Genomic DNA, 18,666 nt, shown 5'->3' on the forward strand with positions numbered 1-18,666 from the left:
TGAGCAAGCACCCACTTTCTTGGTTGTAATCTATTTATCGCCTCTTTACTTTGAGTATGTTGAGATGATTACAGTTTGAAACGAGAAATTTCTTTATCTAACTCATTCGCTAAACGGTGCATTTCATGAGCTTGTTGCACTGCATTTTGCGCATCACTGGCGAGTTGGTCGCTGACTTCACGTACCGATTCGGTGTTGCCATTAATATCCGCTGTCACCAAAGATTGCTCTTCTGCTGCTGATGCAATTTGTGTCGCCATATCACTGATCATCTGAATGGCTTCGCTGATTGCGTGTAAGCTTTCTCCTGTATGGTTCACATCTTGCACACTTGTTTCGACCAGTTTATGGCTTTCCGTCATGACAGAAACAGCATTGGTCGTTACCTTTTGCAAACCGGAAATTTTAGACTGGATCTCCTCGGTAGAGGCATGAGTACGCTGAGAAAGCACTCGGACTTCATCAGCTACAACCGCAAAGCCACGACCTTGCTCTCCGGCGCGCGCCGCTTCAATCGCCGCATTCAAGGCCAACAAATTTGTCTGCTCTGCAATCGAGCGAATGGTCGACAGAATGGTTGAAATCTCATTAGCGTGCACTTCTAATTCACCAATGATGCCCACAGCACTGCTAAGCTCTTGTGCTAACTGATTGATTGACTGTTTGCTTTGCTGCATCTGGCGATAGCCTTGTGCACCAAGCTCAACCGATTCATTGGCATTTTTAGCGGTATTATCAGCATTGCCCGCGATTTCAGCGGTCGCAGACGCCATTTCAGTTACCGCAGTTGCAACCATAGTAATTTCATCTTGTTGAGTACGAATCCGTTCACTACGTTGACTGGCTGAGCTCGCGGCCTGTGTCGCTCCTTGGTTAAGGGAAACGGAAACATCACGCACGCTTTGCACCATGACATGGATGCGATCGACAAATTTATTGAACTTATCCGCTAAGATACCGACTTCATCATCGCTGCGAACGGCTAAACGACGGGTTAAATCGCCATCACCTTCGGCGATATCTGACAAAGCTTGAGCAATATTACTCAACTCATTCAACTGACGAGCGACGAACCATGAGGTCGCTAATGCCAAGATCACTAAAATCATCAAGCCAATCAAGCTCTGTTTCAATAGCATGTCATTGAGTGGCTGTTCAAGAACCGTTTTGTCCATCACCATAACCAACAGCCAGTCGGTATGTTCAATACTTTGCGCCATCAATACTTTGGCCTGACCATCAATATCAACAAAGAGTGGTAATTGAGAATTTGCCGCCTCTGATATGCTTTGAATGGTCAGTTGTGAGGCCATCTCTTGGGTAGGTTTTAAAATAAGCTCTTGATTGGGATGGGCAACAATTAGTCCCTTGGTATTCACCAAAATAGCATTGCCCTTCCCGGGAACCTCAATGGCTAAAACGTCCTTGATCAATTTACCCAAAGCTAAATTGGAAGCGGCAACGCCAATCAGTTGGCCATTTTGACGGACAGGTTCTGCCAATGTCACCACTAAGGTTTGCATGGTAACGCTGACGTAGGGGGCGGTTGTGATCGGTTTACCCGCGACTTTGGCTTCTTTATACCAACCACGCTCGCGGGGATCATAACCATTTTGGTTACGCGATCCGTCATTGCGGATCATATCGCCCTGTTCATTACCGTAATAACTCAGCCCAAACTCACCAGACTCCAAGGTTTGGCGTAGGTGAGGAACAATGTCTAATTGTGGATTACGCTCAATTTCGTTTTTTAATCCTAGCAGCGTTTTTTGTTTACCATTAAACCAGTCACCAATCCCTTTTGCATGAGCCTGTAATGTATTACGCGCTTCACTCTCAATCGCTCTCCAGCTATCGGTTTTAAAGGTTTGATAGCCAACCATAACCAATGCAGCGGCTGTCAATGTAATAGCAGCAACTACAGAGAACACCATTTTTCTCTTTAAACTCAATTGCATTGCAATGCTCCTTGAAGCTTGTTCACCAAAGTAATGGGCTTGAGAGTATTACAACTATGGATTATTACTTTGCCTAAGTTCCCAATACTTGACACTCGTGCAATAGAACGGTACGTGAATGTGCGCTAAATCAAACTTAGTCAGCCGAATAAAAGCAAAATTATCTTTTGAGCGAGAGGCGCACTACGCCAAAAACCTTAGCGCAGTGCTGGAAGTATTTAGAAAACGCGGACGCGTGAGAAGTCAGTGTGGCTTAATGTTGATGGGTGATTACATACTCGGCAAAAACCTTGCTTTTCCATTTTGTAATGAGGTTCACCTTGTATAATGAGCGCAAAAAACTTTTGAACACCTTGCCACGTTGAACAAGGTTCTGACTGACAGCGCTTCATCACGACTTTATGTGGTGTCTCTTTACGACAGCAGGTGCAATAAGCTTTTGACATGGTCCAATAATCCCTACAATTTGCATCATTATTGATAATTGACACATTTTGCGCCTACAGGTTCATTTTTCTCAAACTTTAGTGTGTGTTTCGTGAGCTATCTTCAAAAAACGTCCATCCCAATCTCCTTATTTTCTGCTAAGCACACTACACAATCTAACCTGTACAAAAAAGCCCCTCAGAAAGGGGCTAGCTATTAAACAACAGTATGAATATCAATCTAGTTCAACCAGCTGCTTTTTAAAGGTCACGTGCTGTGCTCTCACGCTCTCTTCGGGTTCAGCTGTTGCTAAGCTCACCACAACGATCGCAAGTACAGAGAAAATGATCCCAGGAACAATTTCATACACATCAAACCAACCGCCAGACAGTTGTTTCCAAACCACAATTGTCACGCCACCAACAATAATGCCGGCTAGTGCACCATTGCGGTTCATTCGAGACCAATAAAGGCTCAATACCACTGCAGGGCCAAATGCGGCGCCAAAGCCCGCCCATGCATACGAAACTAAGCCGAGCACGGAACTATCTGGTGTCATGGCCAGCACTAACGCAACGATAGAAATTAGAATCACAGCAAAGCGGCCAACACGAACTATCTCCTCCGACGTTGCATCTTGCTTGATGACTTGCTTGTAAAAATCTTCCGCTAACGCAGAGGAAGAAACTAATAATTGCGAGTCAGCGGTACTCATAATTGCCGCAAGAATAGCCGCAAGCAAAATACCTGCAATAACTGGATGGAAAATCGCATTCACTAGCAGCATGAAGATTTTTTCACCATCTGCCAGCTCCAGCGAACCGGTGTTAGTCACATAAACAAGCCCAACTAAGCCAACCAACAAGGCTCCCGCCATGGATAAACCGGTCCAAATGACCGCAATACGACGTGCAGTGGTGAGATCTTTATTTGAACGAGACGCTTTAAAGCGTGCCAAAATATGGGGTTGACCAAAATAACCAAGCCCCCATGCCATTAATGAGATAATGGCAACACCCGTTAACGGCTCACCTTTCACATCATGCCATAGCGTTAGTAGCTCTGGGTTTATTGCGGATAGATCTTGACTCAGTTGACCCAAACCACCGTTGATTGCCGCGATGGGCACAATCATTAATGCCGCTGCCATCAATAGGCCTTGCACTAAGTCAGTCCAAGAAACGGCTAAAAATCCACCAAACAGTGTATAAGACACCACACAAATGGTGCCAATAATAACTGCGGTTGAATAATCTAAACCAAATACCGTTTCAAATAATTTACCGCCAGCCACAAGGCCAGAACTGGTATAAAAGAGGAAGAACAGCAAAATAAAGAAGGCTGAAATGGTTTGAATCAGTTTAGATTTATCATTAAAACGGCGTGATAAAAATTCAGGTAATGTTAATGAATCTGTCGTGATGCTATAAGTGCGCAAGCGCTTAGCATTCACTAACCAGTTCGCCCATGTGCCCAATAATAAGCCACCCGCTAGCCAGAAAGCCTCAATACCAGCGGCGTACGCGTAACCAGGTAAACCGAGCAATAACCAACCGCTCATATCAGATGCACCCGCCGATAAAGCCGCAGGCCAAGGGCCCAGTGATCGCCCTCCTAAGAAATAATCTGCGGAGTTTTTCGTTCGAAGGTATGCAACCACACCAATAGCCAGCATCAAAATAAGATACAGGATAAAGGTGGTTGTAATAGCAAAGCTATTTTCCATTGTGTTTGTCCTCTTTAAAAGATCGCCTTCCATGTCCTCTTCCAAAGAAGAGGATAAAACAGAAAGGATTAATGGGTTTCGCTACCAAGCTCAAGCAAGGTCGCATTACCACCCACTGCTGTTATATTTATTGTGCGAGTACGCTCGGTAATAAAGCGCAACGATAAGTGAGGATCATGAGCCACGGGGATCGCGCTCAAGTCCGTTTCAGAAACTAGGCTGACAATCGCACCATTACGATCAGCTAGCTGACGGTTGAGGCTACGCTCAACCGAAGTGTTCCCAACGTAACCTACACTTCGAACGTCCGACGCCATCAACGGATGATAAGCATCAAAAGACGTAAACTGAATGAGATTAGTAGGGAGTGTTGACTGCTCAAATGCCGCTTGCAGTGTTCGAATCAACATCGCATCGTCACTACATAAGACGACGCTATTGCCTGCCACAAGAGCGGCACAAAGCTGAGCTGCCACCGCCTGTTGCGCTTTATCACTGTGTTCACCTTGGATGATCACAGCCACGCCCCGACCTGCGGTGTATAGCTCATTGGTTTCTCCAGTAGAACCGATCAATTGATGCGAATGCGCCAACAGCGCCGATGCCTGATGAAGATGGTAAGAAATCACTGTTGCCAGTTGTGGCATAGCGCTTTCTAGTAGATTTTTAAATGAAAGTAAGCACTCACATTTAGAATCAAAATCGGTGATATTCCAATTTTCCCATGCTGAAAAAGCGTCAGAAAAACGTGTTACTTGATGAACCATGCTAATTCTCCTGAGCCTTTATTACTGAGAAAATTCAGTTTGAGTAAAACGGTATAAGTAATGTGGGCCACCTGCCTTTGGTCCGGTACCAGAAAGCCCCTGCCCACCAAATGGTTGCACGCCCACCACCGCACCCACTTGATCACGGTTGATGTAACAGTTACCTACTCGGGCGTGTTTTTCTATCCAACGATACGTCGTTTCATTGCGGCTATGGATCCCCATGGTTAAACCAAAACCAGTTTGATTAATTTGCTGCACTACATCGGCCAGCTCACGCGCTTTAAAGCGCACGATATGCAAGATCGGCCCAAATTGTTCTTCGGTTAAGCAGTGAATATCTGAAATTTCAAAAGCCGCTGGCGGTACAAAATCGCCGTGTTGGCACTCCGAACTGAGTTCTAATTGCGCAACTTTGGTCTGTGTCTTGGTCATCTGTTCAATGTGAGAGAGCAACTTTTGTTTGGCTTTTTCATCAATAACAGGGCCGACATCTGTACTGTGGAGGTAAGGAAGACCAATCTTGAGCTCATTCATCGCACCATGAATCAAGCTGATGATGCGATCGGCAATATCCTGTTGAACAAATAGCACTCGTAATGCAGAGCAGCGCTGCCCGGCCGAAGCAAAGGCAGAACGAATCACATCTCTCACCACTTGCTCGGGTAAAGCCGTACTATCAACGATCATCGCGTTTTGTCCCCCCGTCTCTGCAATCAACGGCACTGGCGCGGCGTCACGTTGAGCGAGAGCTTGATTGATACGTTGCGCGGTCGCCGTTGATCCAGTGAACGCGACACCTGCAATGGCAGGGTGAGAAGTCAGCGCACTGCCAATTTCTGCACCACGTCCAGGTAACAATTGGATAACGCCAGCAGGAAAGCCAGCTTCCAACATCAGTTCCACGGCACGCGAAGCAATCAAACTGGTTTGTTCTGCGGGTTTGGCAACGACCGTATTACCCGCCACTAACGCTGCCGTGATTTGCCCAAGAAAAATCGCAAGAGGGAAGTTCCATGGGCTAATGCACACGAAAACACCGCGACCTTCACGGCTCACTTTACGCTTTTCATTATCAAAACTCGTCACTTCAAAGGGTGTTAACGCGGAAACTTGTTTGGCGTAATAGCGACAAAAATCTACCGCTTCGCGGACTTCATCAATGCTATCGTGAATGGTTTTCCCTGCTTCGTGATGACAAATGGCGACCAGTTCAGCCAAGTTCTCTTCGAGTAAATCAGCAAGTTTATCAAGTTTGCCCGCGCGAACGCTGTGCTCTTCTTGCTTCCAAGCAGCAAAGGATTGCTCCGCTATTGAGATAGCTTCGGAAACATGATCAAGGTTGGCAAATACCACTTGTCCAACATGCTTCCTACGGTCATACGGCGCAGTCACAACTTCCGGCGATGCCCCTGCCTTGATCATGCTTTCGAGTAGAGCAACACCATTGATGATAGGAGAAGCATGCCACTGTTTACTGAGCCAACATTCTACTTTCGCTTCAAAAGGCGTTGCCTCACTTTCAATATCAATATTGACGCCATAGGAATTAACGCGCTCGGCAAAGATATGCGGTGGCAAAGGGATTTTGGTATTTGGTAAAGAATCAAACGAGAGCAACATATCGACAGGATGTTGCGTTAACGTATCAATAGGACAACGAGCATCGACTAAACGATGCACAAACGAACTGTTCGCACCATTTTCAAGCAATCTACGAACTAAATAAGGCAGTAAGTCTTTATGACTACCTACTGGAGCATAAATTCGCACCGATTGTTGATAGGCTTTCATTGCATGATGATAAAGAGCATCACCCATGCCATGCAGACGCTGGAACTCAAAATCTTTGTGTTGTGACATCACCGCAATCGCGGTCACGGTTTGTGCATTATGACTGGCAAATTGAGGGAAAATATGACCACGAACACCCTCGCTTAAAAGAAAACGAGCGCAAGCCAAATAGGCTACATCAGTAGCTTCTTTACGTGTGTATACCGGATAGTTGCTGTAGCCACTTTGCTGAGACCACTTCACTTCGCTATCCCAATACGCCCCTTTGACTAAACGCAGTGGGATCACATCACCTTGCTGTTTCGCCAACCCATTAAGCCAAACTAAAACGGGTAAAGCGCGCTTAGAGTAAGCTTGTACAACTAAACCAAATTTCCCCCACCCTTTCACGGGCTCACTGCGATATATCTTTTCAAATAGCTTTAATGACAGCTCTAAACGGTCTGCTTCTTCTGCATCAATAGTGATCGCCACATCCAGCTCGATAGCACGGGCTAAAAGCTGTAGCAGTGTGCTATAAAGCTCGCTCAGCACGCGCTCTTGATTAGCCACCTCATAACGCGGATGCAATGCAGAAAGCTTGATTGATACGGACGGTGCCGGGCTGGTTGATAAGCCATATTTCTCGCGGCCAACCGCCTCAATCGCCATCAAATAATCTTTGAAATATTTATTGGCATCGGCCGTGGTTAACGCCGCTTCACCGAGCATATCAAATGAATAGGTATAGCCTTTATCACGCATAGGACGGCCATTTTTTTGTGCTTCTTCAATGGTTCGGCCTAGCACAAATTGGTGGCCCATCACCTTCATCGCTTGGTGCATAGCCTTACGAATCACTGGCTCAGAAAGCTTATTCACTAGACGATTAACCGCCTGCGTTGGACTAGTCGTATCCACATCAGCAAGGCCAATCACTTTACCAGTCAGCATCAACCCCCACGTGGACGCATTGACAAAGACAGAGTCAGAATTTTTCAGATGAGATTTCCAATCCGCAACGCTGAGGCGATCTTTAATAAAAGCATCCGCGGTTTCCGCATCGGGAATGCGCATCAGAGCTTCAGCCAAACACATCAACAAAATACCTTCTTGCGTATCTAAACTGTACTCAAGTAATAAGGCATCGATCATTTGCACCGCTTTTTTGTCGGCTCGGATCGCTTCGATTAACTGGGTTGTTTTATTTAATATCGCCGATTTTTCTGATTCTGTAGCTGTTGCCAGCGGTAATAACTGCTTCAGCCATTGAGATTCGTCCACCATATAAAGTGGAGAGATCAGCGACCACAGCTTATCAAGCGGTTGCTCGATAAACTCTGCATTCAACACATCTGTTGCTGTAAACATGCGTTTTCCTCAATCTCACTCCCGAAAAAGGTCGGGTTTCCTGCAATGGCTGGCAGTGTATTTTGAGCGCGAGAAGAATACTTGTCAAAAACTCCGAGTTTTTTGCTAAAAACTCTGGCTATTAACAAAATAAAAACACAATCACATCAATTGACATCATGTACAAAGCAGAAAACAGCAACATTGTTTCCAAAATTTAACCAAAGATGCACGTGTTGCCGATAGGTCAAGGCAAGCAATATAAAAATGATGTGGGAATTACAAACAAAAAAGAGGCAGGGATATAAAGAATTAGCGACGACACAATTTTCGGTATTGCGATGGAGAAATACCTTGCAAGCGAGTAAATGAATGAGTGAAGGTACTTTGTCCAGAAAAGCCTGTTAATTCCGCAATTTGACCAAAACTCAAACAACCTTGCTCAATCAAATCTTTTGCCATATCAATTCGTTTACCTAACAAATATTGATGAGGCGTGATCCCCATTTGCTCTTTGAACAACATATGAAATTGGCTTTCACCTAAATAAACGCGGCCCGCTAATTGAGCGACTGAAATTTTACGACCAAGGTGCAGATCGATATAACGATCAATCGCTTCAAGATCAAAACGAGATTCTTTGCGATGCGTTTCAAATACAGAAATATGACGTTGCAGTAATGCCATCACGGTGTCATTGCAGGCACGGCTCAACAGTAAATCATCAGGACTCGATTGCATCTCTTTAACCAGCAATTGGATCAGCTTTTGGATTTGTCCATCCAGTTGAAAGTAAATATCCGCATTCGACAGCTCATTCATTTTTTGTAGAAGCAAAGGGTCATCTCCACAGGAGATTGGAAGATTAAGCACTAAAATATCCGACTGCCCAACGACGCCACCAAACGCATGGCCAGTTCCAGAGGTAACGACACAACCTTGCCCCGGCCCCACCAAATTGCCTACACCTTGTACTTCAAACTCAGCTTGGCCTTTTAATCCGATAACGACTTGGGTATAACTATGATCATGACACTCCATGTACGAGGGTAATGTCACTAACTCTGCCGGCCTAGGCGACAAAACTTTGTCATTTTGTTGATAGTTAGATAGCTTAGCCGAAGAAAAGTCACTCATATTGCTGCATCATGGTTGAGGTTAGAAGCTGATGTTATAACAAAACTATCAGGAGCGAAAACAAAGCTGTATTTTTTTAAAAATTAAACATCAAAGTGCATATGAAGCTTAAGTTTAGGGGTGAAATGAGATCGATTTTTCAAAACGGAACAATGATCAAGTGCACATAAATTACGGTCAATGTGTGTTCAATCCCAAAACCCCTAAATAGATCGAAAATAGAGACTTGCATATTTCGCTATTAGGCTCAAAATGAAGATGCACAATTATAAAATTTACAAAATCAGTCACCTAGTAATAGATTTCAGTGAATTTTGCTATTGTTCGGAATAAATTTTGCATTATGAATACAGCTTATCCATTAAAGCTGTCAAAAGTTTGTCTTTCCCACTTTTGTGGTTAAACGTTAATTTGTTGCAGGGACCTATGATCACACGTCGCATCCCAGCGCTATTGCTTGCGCTAAGCCCTTTTTGGGTATCTGCATCGGTGTACGCGGAAGAAGTTATTCAGGTAGATCCTGTCACCGCTATCGATGAAAAAATGACTACTAAACAGACGGAAATCGACGCGATTTCTGCAGAATACGAAGCAGAGGGAGCCAAGCTTCAACAACTTAAAAATGAACATGTTCGTATTAAACGAGAAAGTGAAGAACTTGATGCTAAACGCAATCGAGCCAAGTCTGCTTTGGACAAACAATATAGCCGTCTTTTAGATGATCCAGACACAGATTTAGCTTCGTTTCAAAAGAAGTACCAAGAAACATGGGCATCAGTGAAGCAGAACCAAGCTGAAGGCCTTGAGAATAATCAAGCGATGACCGAAGTTGAAATGCGCTTGTCTCAAATCAAACAGAAGCAAGCTCGTCTCAGTAATGAGTATGCGAACCTCGAAGAGTCGCGCATTGAAGCTAGGGTCAAACGTCTCGAAGCCGAACTGCGTGAAAGTAGTGTTCTTGAAACTGGCTATAAAACCACCTGTTCAACGACAATGACACTCGGTGAGTGTTCAAATCAGGGACAGCACCTTACCAAACAAAAAGCAGTAAAAACGTTTCGGGCCAAGTTGCTTGATGACCTAACCGAATCGGTCATTGCCAAGCAAAACCTGAAAGGCGTGGAACTTAATATCCATGTACAAGATAGCCAAATTATTCGCAGTGGTTTTGAAGGCAACAACGAATACTTCACCCAAATGCAAGCTCAGCTTCAAGCGAAACCAGAAGCGGTGGCTGCGTGTAAACTGCTTAACGTGTCAACTCGATACTGTTTGAAAGGCGGCGTGTCTGAAGGTACGCAAAAAAATGACAAACAGTGGGCAAATGTGACCGTAAGGTCGGATCAATACAACGATGCCGTAACCATCAACGGTATTAACTACGGCAGTACACCTGTTGAGATTGTTTTGCCCAATGGCCGCCACCAAGTTACCGTCTCTAAAGATGGCTACGAAACCTACAACCGGGTATTAACAATTAACGGCAATGATACGGTTTGGATAAAGCTAAGACCGAATAAAGAGGGTTAATTACCTCAAAAAAACTCTGTTTTTCTGTCGTAATTCACAAAGATGCGGTTAAAACGCCATTTTGTCATTAAGTTATTGAAAGATGACTTCAGACAAAATGGTGTTTTCGTTTAGAATAGACACAATGAACTAATAACTTAACTGAAGTAGATAATAATGCGACAAGGTTTACCCGCTCTCTTATTAGCACTTTCGCCTTGCTTAGTGGCAACATCGACGATGGCAGAAGGAACGCCTTCCTCAGTAATTGCCATTGATGATGCGTTGTTTACTAAACAGTCCGAATTACAGGCAGCCCAGAAGGCCACCCATGAACAACAAGTGGTTGTGAACAACCACAACAGTGAGTTAGACAGGCTAACAAAGCAAGCCCAGCTCTTTGATAAGGCACTTGCAAAAGCAAAAACTGACTTAGAACGCGATTACATGAAAATGATTGATGATCCTGAACTGGACATCATGCCTTCACAAAATGCCTACCAAGCGGCTTGGGCTAATGTAAAGCAGAATCAAAAAAACCGTTTAGAAGCTGAACAAAAACGCCAAGAGTCAGAAGCACTGCTGGCACAAAAAAGGGCCGAGCAGAACACGGTCAGCAAAAATATCAATGAGCTAGAACAGCATAAATTACGCGCGCGAGTTGAGCGCTTAAGAGATGAACTCAAACAGAGTAGCACCGAGAAAGTTAGCTTTACTAACGCTTGTAGTGCCGATATGACATTGGCTCAATGCTCGAAACAGACCACTGACTTAGCGCTCCAGAAAGCGGTAAACCAGTATCAAACCAAGTTAATAGAGGCCACAAGTGAGGCCAAGCTCGTCCAACAACATCTGGCCAATGTCTCTTTTAATATTCATGTACTGCGCCATAAAGCCGTAGATTCAGGTTTCTACAATGGCAATAAGTACAAAGCCGTACTAGATGTTCAGCTTGATGCAAGACCGGATGAAAACACACCATGCCGGTTGCTGAATGTCGAATCACAATACTGTTTCGCCCCAGGCGAATACTCAGCCAATACAGAAAAACAGAAAGAAATTGCTTGGGTTACCCTATCGATTCGCTCGAACCAATACAGTGATAAAGTCTCTATCGACAATGTAAACTATGGTAGTACTCCCGTCGAAGTGATGCTTCCAGTGGGACCGCACATGATTACGATTGAGAAAGAAGGGTATTACTCATTTAATCAAGAGCTGAAAATCACCTCAGATCATACATTAAGAGCGAACCTACGAGAAAAAGACAACCTACTTAAACCTGGCCATAAATTTGCGGATTCCCTCAAAGGGGATATTAAAGCTCCTGAGTTAGTCACTTTGATCTCAGGCGAATATTTGATTGGCGAGCACGCATCGAAACAAGTTTTCCTTGATCATGCTTTCGCAATTGGTTCAACCCCCGTAACTGTGGGTCAATTTGAAACCTTCGTGAATCAAACCACCTACCAAACTGATGCTGAGCTACAAAAACTATGCACAGCAGTCGCCGAATCTGAAATTACCCCGATTGCAGGTAGCTATTGGCGCGACCCAGGTTTTAAGCAGTTGAGCAACTCGCCAGTGGTGTGTATTAGCCAAAATGATGCGAAGGCCTACACTCGCTGGCTAAGTAAGGAAACTGGCTATAAATACCGTTTGCCGACTGAAGAAGAGTGGGAAATTGCCGCTCGCGCTGGTACACAAACAGACTATTGGTGGGGAGATGATTTCGGAACTGGGAAAGCGAATACTGGCTGGAGTGGTACACCTTGGTCAAATAAAAGTACCTCTCCTGTGAAGTCTTTCGCTCCCAATGGCCTAGGCCTTTATGATGTTGTCGGTAACGTGTGGGAATGGACAAATGACTCAAGGGGTCAAGCAAAAGGTGGAGCATGGAGCTTCTCCCCTGCAACGGCGGCGGCTTATGGTAATTTGTTTATTGCTCCTGCTACTTCTGCAAATTATGTTGGCTTCAGGGTCATTAGGGAACTTTAGGTAAGCTGAACTAGCTCAGCCATTTATATAACAAAGGGGGGAATTCCCCCCTTTGTTATTGCACTCTCGTCGTCTAAAGTGGTGTTGAATATCAAACACGTTTGATATTTGATATCCATGTGGTATCCCTATGAATTTGCAACACCCTCGCAGCATTCATAGAACCTCTTCTACACGTCGACAAGAAGCAATTCTTGTATTTATGCCAGCCCTTCTTCAGGCTGGCTTTTTTTATGTTCAAATGCCGCTATGGATTACAACCCGCCATGCCATTGGTATTATATCAATATCATTGTTAGGAGAACCCGCTATGGTCAATTTCCTCAGCGCAGAACAAATTTCATTGTTTCAACAGCTTCCGGGATATTGGGGTTGCAAAGATCTTAATTCGGTTTTTGTTTACGCAAACAATGCTTATGGCAAATTAATTGGTGTTAGTGATGCAAAACAGTGCATTGGATTAACTGACTTTGAAATGCCAAGCCCGACAACCGCTTGCGCCGCAGAATTCCAGCAACAAGATCGATGTGTAATCTCCACAAAAAAACCGTTAAAAGTGCTGGATATCCACCCCTATGCTGACGGTTCTTGGCGCGCTCATATTTTCACCAAAACCCCATGGTTCAACGCACAAGGTGAGGTTCAAGGTACAATTTTTTTCGGGCAAGAGCTAACTGATACCGCGATTTTGGAAGTAGGCCATTGGATATGTCGGGCAACAGGTTTAACGACCACACAGCATTCCGCGGGTGTTCTAGAGCCCATTTCCGGGCCCCTAACCACAAGAGAATCTGAGGTTCTTTTTCTTCTGCTTTATGGAAAAAAGCCCAAACACATTGCTCGGGTGATGAAGATTTCGATAAAAACCGTGGAAGGCTATGAAGCAAAATTGCGACATAAATTTGCAGCCCACAGTAAAGAGCAACTTATCGATATGGCTCTAGACCAAGGTTATGGCTCAAACATCCCCAAGACCTTGCTCAAAACGCAATTATCCGTGGTACTCAATAGTGAATGCCCCATATAAATGAGGCATTCATTGCGACTGACTTTTAACAAGTAGGCCTTATGGTGCTAAACGTTCAGCGTCCCACTGTTGATCATGTTGCGTAAACAAGAAGCGATCATGCAAACGATGCTCACCACCTTGCCAAAATTCTATCGATTCAACTTTAACGCGATATCCTCCCCAAAAACTCGGAACTGGGATCTCACCTTGTTCAAATTTCTTTTTTAACTCCAAGTATTTACCTTCCAAAATACCACGTGCTGAGATACGGCTGCTCTGGCGACTCGCTATCGCGGCAATTTGGCTATCTTTAGGACGAGAAGTAAAATATTTCATGTTTTCAAAAGCCGACAATTTTTCAGCCGTTCCTGTGATGTGCACTTGTCTCTCTAATGGGTGCCAAGGAAAGTGCAAGCTGACTTTATTGTTGTGTTCAATATGCTGCGCTTTGCGACTGCCTAAATTGGTGTAGAAAACAAAACTGTCTTTTTCGACATTTTTTAATAGCACTATACGTTGGAAAGGTTGTCCATTTTCATCAACCGTTGCCACTGTCATCGCCGTGGGATCGGTAAGACCGGCATCAATGGCCTGTTGCAGCCAAAGGTTAAACTGCTCAATGGGATTTGAAAGCAAATCTTTGCGTCTTAAACCGCCTTTTATGTATTCGCGGCGGATGTCTGAAAGTTCCATCTCTGCTCCTTATGAAATTTTTGACGATTGTGCGCCTATCATCGTCATAACTCAAGAGTGCTAAGGTTCAACAAAATCAGTAATTCACAGCTAAACTCTGTAGAACGTACGCAATAGGAAGTACAATCAATTCAAATGGTGAATAGTAATCTCATGATGAGTGGCAAATCCTTAACATTTTGCTAGACAAGTAATAAAATCAAGCAACTATACCCAAACAACTTACAGTTGTAGCCTCCCTCTACAGCTTTAAGTAGAAAAGGGAAATACACTACGATTAGGCGCAAAGGATAAGCGATGAGCAACAAGAGTTATAACAAACTCTCTTCGACAGAATTGGAGTACGTAGACGACAAAACGGCGGCTCTGCTACTGAACACGCCCAACAGTGCACGTGTGATGCTCTGGGTTATGGTCTGTTTTTTTCTCTTAGCCATCGTCTGGGCCTCATGGGCACAGGTCGACAAAGTGACAGTTGGACAAGGCAAAGTCGTTCCGTCATCGCAAGTTCAAGTGGTTCAAAACTTGGAAGGAGGCTTAGTCAAACAGATATTGGTTCGCGAAGGTGAACGAGTGCAAAAAGGCCAACAACTGTTATTAATTGATGACACTCGTTTCCGCTCAGACTACCGCGAACGTGAACAACAAGTCGCTAACCTTACCGCCAGTGTTCTACAGCTATCCGCTTCCATTACTAGCGTGATGATTAACGAAGAAATTGATGATGACAACTGGCAAAATAGCGTCAAAATTGACTATAACAAACTCGCCTTTCCACCGCTGTTAACAGACAACCAACCCGATTTAGTTAATAGACAAAGGGCCGCCTACCGGCAAGATCTTAATAACTTACGCAACCAACTTTCTCTTTTAGATCAACAAGTCAAACAGAAACTACAAGAGTTGGTTGAAATACAAGCGCGCGTGAAAAATTTGCGCCAAAGTTATGATTTTGCGAATAAAGAGCTTGAGATCACTAGACCTTTAGCAGACGAAGGTGTCGTGCCACGAATTGAGCTGCTGAAACTACAGCGCCAAGTAAACGATACTCGCCGTGAAATGACTACCAGCGAGCTTAACATCCCAGTATTAAAATCAGCGATTCGCGAAGCGGTGCTCAACCGTATTGATGCGGCTCAAAAGTTTCGCTCACAGCAGCAAGACAAACTGAACGAAGCCCAAGATAGACTTTCAGCAATCACAGAATCAGCCGTTGGGCTTGAAGATAAGGTAAATCGCACTGTTGTACTATCGCCTGTGACAGGAACGATTAAGACGCTTTACGTCAACACCGTTGGCGGTGTTATCCAGCCCGGTATGGATATTGTTGAAGTAGTTCCAACAGAGGATACCTTACTTGTGGAAGCGCAAATTGCCCCACAAGACATCGCCTTCTTAAGACCAGAATTGCCTGCCATCGTAAAATTCAGCGCCTATGATTTCACCAAATATGGCGGCTTGGAAGGGACACTTGAGCATATCAGTGCCGACACCACTCAAGATGAAGAAGGCAAAAGCTATTATTTAGTCCGAGTAAGGACCAATCAAACCAGCTTAGGGCATGATGCTAACCTGCCTATCATCTCAGGAATGACGGCCTCTGTTGATATTATTACGGGTAAACGGACCGTGATGGATTATCTACTAAAGCCCATACTCAGTGCACAAAAAAATGCGCTAAGGGAGTAAGGTTCACTTATGCTTTTTAATATATTCATGATTGACGGTTTTTGATGAAGTTTTGGCTGCCACTGGTTTTATTGCTATTTATGCCCTCATCCCCCCAAGCGCTCAACACCAAAGAGCAGCAGTGGGTCGATGCGGTCGCGCTTACCTATGGCACAAGAGCGGGAAAACGCGTCGAAACATGGCGCAAAGAAATTGCCAAACACCAAAATGCTCCCGAACGTGACAAATTGACCGAAATAAATCGATTTTTCAATCAGCTGTACTTTGTTAATGATATCGATTTATGGGGAAAAAATGACTACTGGGCGACACCACTTGAGTTTCTAGGAAGCAACGCAGGGGATTGCGAAGATTTCACAATTGCGAAGTACTTCTCCCTGCTTGAACTGGGTATCGATGATAAAAAGTTGCGCCTCGTGTATGTTAAAGCCATTGAATTAAATCAGTTTCATATGGTTCTTGCGTACTATTCAACACCCAATGCCGAGCCCTTAATTTTAGACAATATAAACCCTGAGATTAAGCCAGCATCAACACGCCGTGATCTGTTACCGATCTACAGCTTTAACGGTAAAAATTTATGGCTAATGAAATCCAAAAATGGCCAGCTTGCAGGAGACTCTTCACGATTAAGTCTTTGGAATGACTTACGTGAACGGGAACGCTCGCTAAAATTGAATAAACCAATTGTAAGTTACGATGAGTAAGTAATATGACGCTATATAAACAACTTGTCGCGGGAATGATTGCCGTCTTCATTATGCTGATGACTTCAGTCTTTATTATTGAATTCAATACGACCCGCAACAACTTAGAGCAGCAGCAGCGCTCTGAAGTCAACAACACCATCAACACCGTCGGTTTGGCGCTGGCACCTTATTTGGAGAAGAAAGATAAGATTGCGGTTGAGTCGGTTATCAATGCCTTGTTTGATGGCAGCTCTTACTCAGTCGTACGATTGATTTTTCTAGACGATGACGAAGAGATTCTGCGATCTTACCCTGTAAAACCTAATAACGTTCCGCAATGGTTTACCAATTTACACCTGTTTGCACCGATCCATGATCAACGCGTTGTAACCAGTGGTTGGATGCAGCTTGCTGAAGTCGAAATTGTCAGCCACCCTGGCGAGGCCTATGCGCAATTATGGAAGGCGCTGATTCGGCTACTTATCGCGTTTAGCGCTATTTTTGTGATTGGCCTTGCCGCCATCGCTTTCATTCTGAAGCGCGCTTTACGCCCGTTGCAGATGATTGTCGAAAAAATGGAGCAAGTCGCACGCAACCATTTTGGTGAACCGCTACCGCGGCCAGCGACCAAAGATCTGATTTATGTAGTTGATGGTATAAATAGCATGTCAGCGCAGGTTGAAAAAGCGTTCAAAGCTCAGGCGCAAGAAGCGCAGCAACTGCGTGAGCGTGCTTATATTGACCCAGTTTCTCAACTTGGCAACCGCGCCTATTACATGAGCCAACTCAGTAGTTGGCTATCAGAAAGTGCCATAGGTGGCGCTGCTATTTTGCAAGCAGAGTTTATCAAAGAGCTTTACGAAGAAAAGGGTTATGAAGCAGGCGATGGTATGGTACGCCATTTGGCTGAGCATCTAAAAGTGTCGATTACTTCACCTGATGTGACTCTGGCACGCATTTCTACCGAAGAGTTTGGCTTTATTTTGCCCAACATGGAAGAGAGTGAACTCAAAATCATCGCCGATAGTATTATGAATTTTGTGCAAGACACTCTAGCCGACCCAACTGGCATGGCATCAGCTAAAGTCTCTTTAGGTGTTGTTCATAATAAAGAACCAAAATCTTCAACACAGTTACTTTCCTTGCTCGACAACGCGTTAGCCATTGCAACTGCAAATCCAGAGCTGATTTACGGCTTTGTCAGCAGTGAAACCAAACAAACTGTGATGGGTAAACAGCAATGGAAAGCATTGGTTGAAGAAGCTATCCATAACGATTGGTTCAGTTTCCGTTTGCAGTCAGCCAATAATAGCTGGGGACAAACTTTCCACCGCGAAGTTTTTTCAGCGATTGAGCACGATGGCAAACGCTACAGCGCTAACCAATACTTATTTGCACTCGACCAACTCAATGCCAGCCATATTTTTGATGAATATGTTATTGAAACGATGATTCGCAAGCTCGAAACGGGAGAGATAGCCGAACCATTAGCCATTAATATCGCTCAAAGCAGCCTTTCTCAACCCAGTTTTATTCGTTGGGTCACTCAGACTCTGGCGAAGCATCGCTCTATCTGTGAGAACCTACACTTTGAAATACCGGAAAACGCATTCCTCAACTCCCCTCACCATACGGCGCTGTTTTGTAATGCCATAAGAGCCGCAGGTGCAGACTTTGGTGTCGATAACTATGGCCGGAATTTCCAATCATTAGACTACATCAACGAGTACCGTCCAAAATACGTGAAACTCGATTATCTATTTACTCACCATCTCGACGATGAAAAGCAAAAATTCACCTTAACGTCGATTTCTCGCACAGCACACAATTTAGGAATCACCACAATTGCGTCAAGGGTAGAAACGCAAACTCAACTTGATTTCCTTTCCGAGCATTTTATAGAAGTCTTCCAAGGCTTTATTGTGGATAAATAAAAAAGGTC

General features: G+C 44.3%; 13 protein-coding genes. 6 read left to right on the top strand and 7 right to left on the bottom strand.

The genetic code is table 11. The annotated features are described in order from the left end of the window. Positions 1-68: 68 nt before the first annotated feature. From AACQ79_RS09145 to AACQ79_RS09170, 6 genes are all read right to left on the bottom strand, one after another. The gene (locus tag AACQ79_RS09145; protein ID WP_013868194.1) at positions 69-1,958 is read right to left on the bottom strand and encodes a methyl-accepting chemotaxis protein; all 1,890 of its coding nucleotides are present in this window, start codon (positions 1,956-1,958) and stop codon (positions 69-71) included. Positions 1,959-2,176: 218 nt separating this feature from the next. Further along, positions 2,177-2,404, bottom strand: a complete 228-nt coding sequence (locus AACQ79_RS09150; protein ID WP_017049358.1) for a hypothetical protein — start codon at positions 2,402-2,404, stop codon at positions 2,177-2,179. Positions 2,405-2,619: 215 nt separating this feature from the next. Then, positions 2,620-4,110, bottom strand: coding sequence for a sodium/proline symporter PutP (gene putP / locus AACQ79_RS09155; RefSeq protein WP_017044927.1), 1,491 nt, complete (start codon positions 4,108-4,110; stop codon positions 2,620-2,622). A gap of 68 nt (positions 4,111-4,178) precedes the next feature. Further along, on the bottom strand, positions 4,179-4,877 hold the full coding sequence (locus AACQ79_RS09160) for a 1-pyrroline-5-carboxylate dehydrogenase (protein WP_170898973.1): 699 nt from the start codon (positions 4,875-4,877) through the stop codon (positions 4,179-4,181). A 21-nt stretch (positions 4,878-4,898) separates the two neighbouring features. Further along, complete coding sequence (gene putA / locus AACQ79_RS09165) at positions 4,899-8,021, bottom strand: bifunctional proline dehydrogenase/L-glutamate gamma-semialdehyde dehydrogenase PutA (protein ID WP_170898974.1); 3,123 nt, start codon at positions 8,019-8,021, stop codon at positions 4,899-4,901. A gap of 291 nt (positions 8,022-8,312) precedes the next feature. Then, positions 8,313-9,137 (bottom strand): AraC family transcriptional regulator, encoded by an 825-nt coding sequence (locus tag AACQ79_RS09170; RefSeq protein ID WP_017042345.1) that lies wholly within the window; start codon positions 9,135-9,137, stop codon positions 8,313-8,315. Between the two features lie 426 nt (positions 9,138-9,563). On the opposite strand from AACQ79_RS09170, the gene AACQ79_RS09175 reads away from it, so the two are divergent. From AACQ79_RS09175 to AACQ79_RS09185, 3 genes are all read left to right on the top strand, one after another. After that, positions 9,564-10,667, top strand: a complete 1,104-nt coding sequence (locus AACQ79_RS09175; RefSeq protein WP_026028446.1) for a PEGA domain-containing protein — start codon at positions 9,564-9,566, stop codon at positions 10,665-10,667. 156 nt (positions 10,668-10,823) lie between these two features. Further along, the gene (locus AACQ79_RS09180; RefSeq protein WP_170898975.1) at positions 10,824-12,644 is read left to right on the top strand and encodes an SUMF1/EgtB/PvdO family nonheme iron enzyme; all 1,821 of its coding nucleotides are present in this window, start codon (positions 10,824-10,826) and stop codon (positions 12,642-12,644) included. Positions 12,645-12,954: 310 nt separating this feature from the next. Continuing rightward, a complete protein-coding gene (locus tag AACQ79_RS09185) occupies positions 12,955-13,671 on the top strand; it encodes a helix-turn-helix transcriptional regulator (RefSeq protein ID WP_017044931.1) in 717 nt (238 codons plus the stop codon). 39 nt (positions 13,672-13,710) lie between these two features. Here AACQ79_RS09185 and pdxH read toward each other — a convergent pair whose 3' ends face one another. Then, positions 13,711-14,346, bottom strand: a complete 636-nt coding sequence (gene pdxH, locus AACQ79_RS09190; protein WP_013868203.1) for a pyridoxamine 5'-phosphate oxidase — start codon at positions 14,344-14,346, stop codon at positions 13,711-13,713. Between the two features lie 297 nt (positions 14,347-14,643). Here pdxH and AACQ79_RS09195 point away from each other — a divergent pair, with 297 nt between their 5' ends. The 3 genes from AACQ79_RS09195 to AACQ79_RS09205 are packed head-to-tail and all read left to right on the top strand — an operon-like array spanning position 14,644 to position 18,658. Then, positions 14,644-16,035, top strand: a complete 1,392-nt coding sequence (locus AACQ79_RS09195; protein ID WP_017046873.1) for an HlyD family type I secretion periplasmic adaptor subunit — start codon at positions 14,644-14,646, stop codon at positions 16,033-16,035. Between the two features lie 44 nt (positions 16,036-16,079). Continuing rightward, positions 16,080-16,742, top strand: coding sequence for a transglutaminase-like cysteine peptidase (locus AACQ79_RS09200; protein WP_026027195.1), 663 nt, complete (start codon positions 16,080-16,082; stop codon positions 16,740-16,742). A 5-nt stretch (positions 16,743-16,747) separates the two neighbouring features. Further along, entirely contained in the window at positions 16,748-18,658 is a 1,911-nt protein-coding gene (locus tag AACQ79_RS09205; protein ID WP_105977647.1) for a bifunctional diguanylate cyclase/phosphodiesterase, read from the top strand. Positions 18,659-18,666 lie beyond the last annotated feature (8 nt).

The sequence above is a fragment of the Vibrio sp. 3-2(1) genome, from assembly GCF_963887575.1.
GTDB classification, from domain to species: Bacteria; Pseudomonadota; Gammaproteobacteria; order Enterobacterales; family Vibrionaceae; genus Vibrio; species Vibrio anguillarum.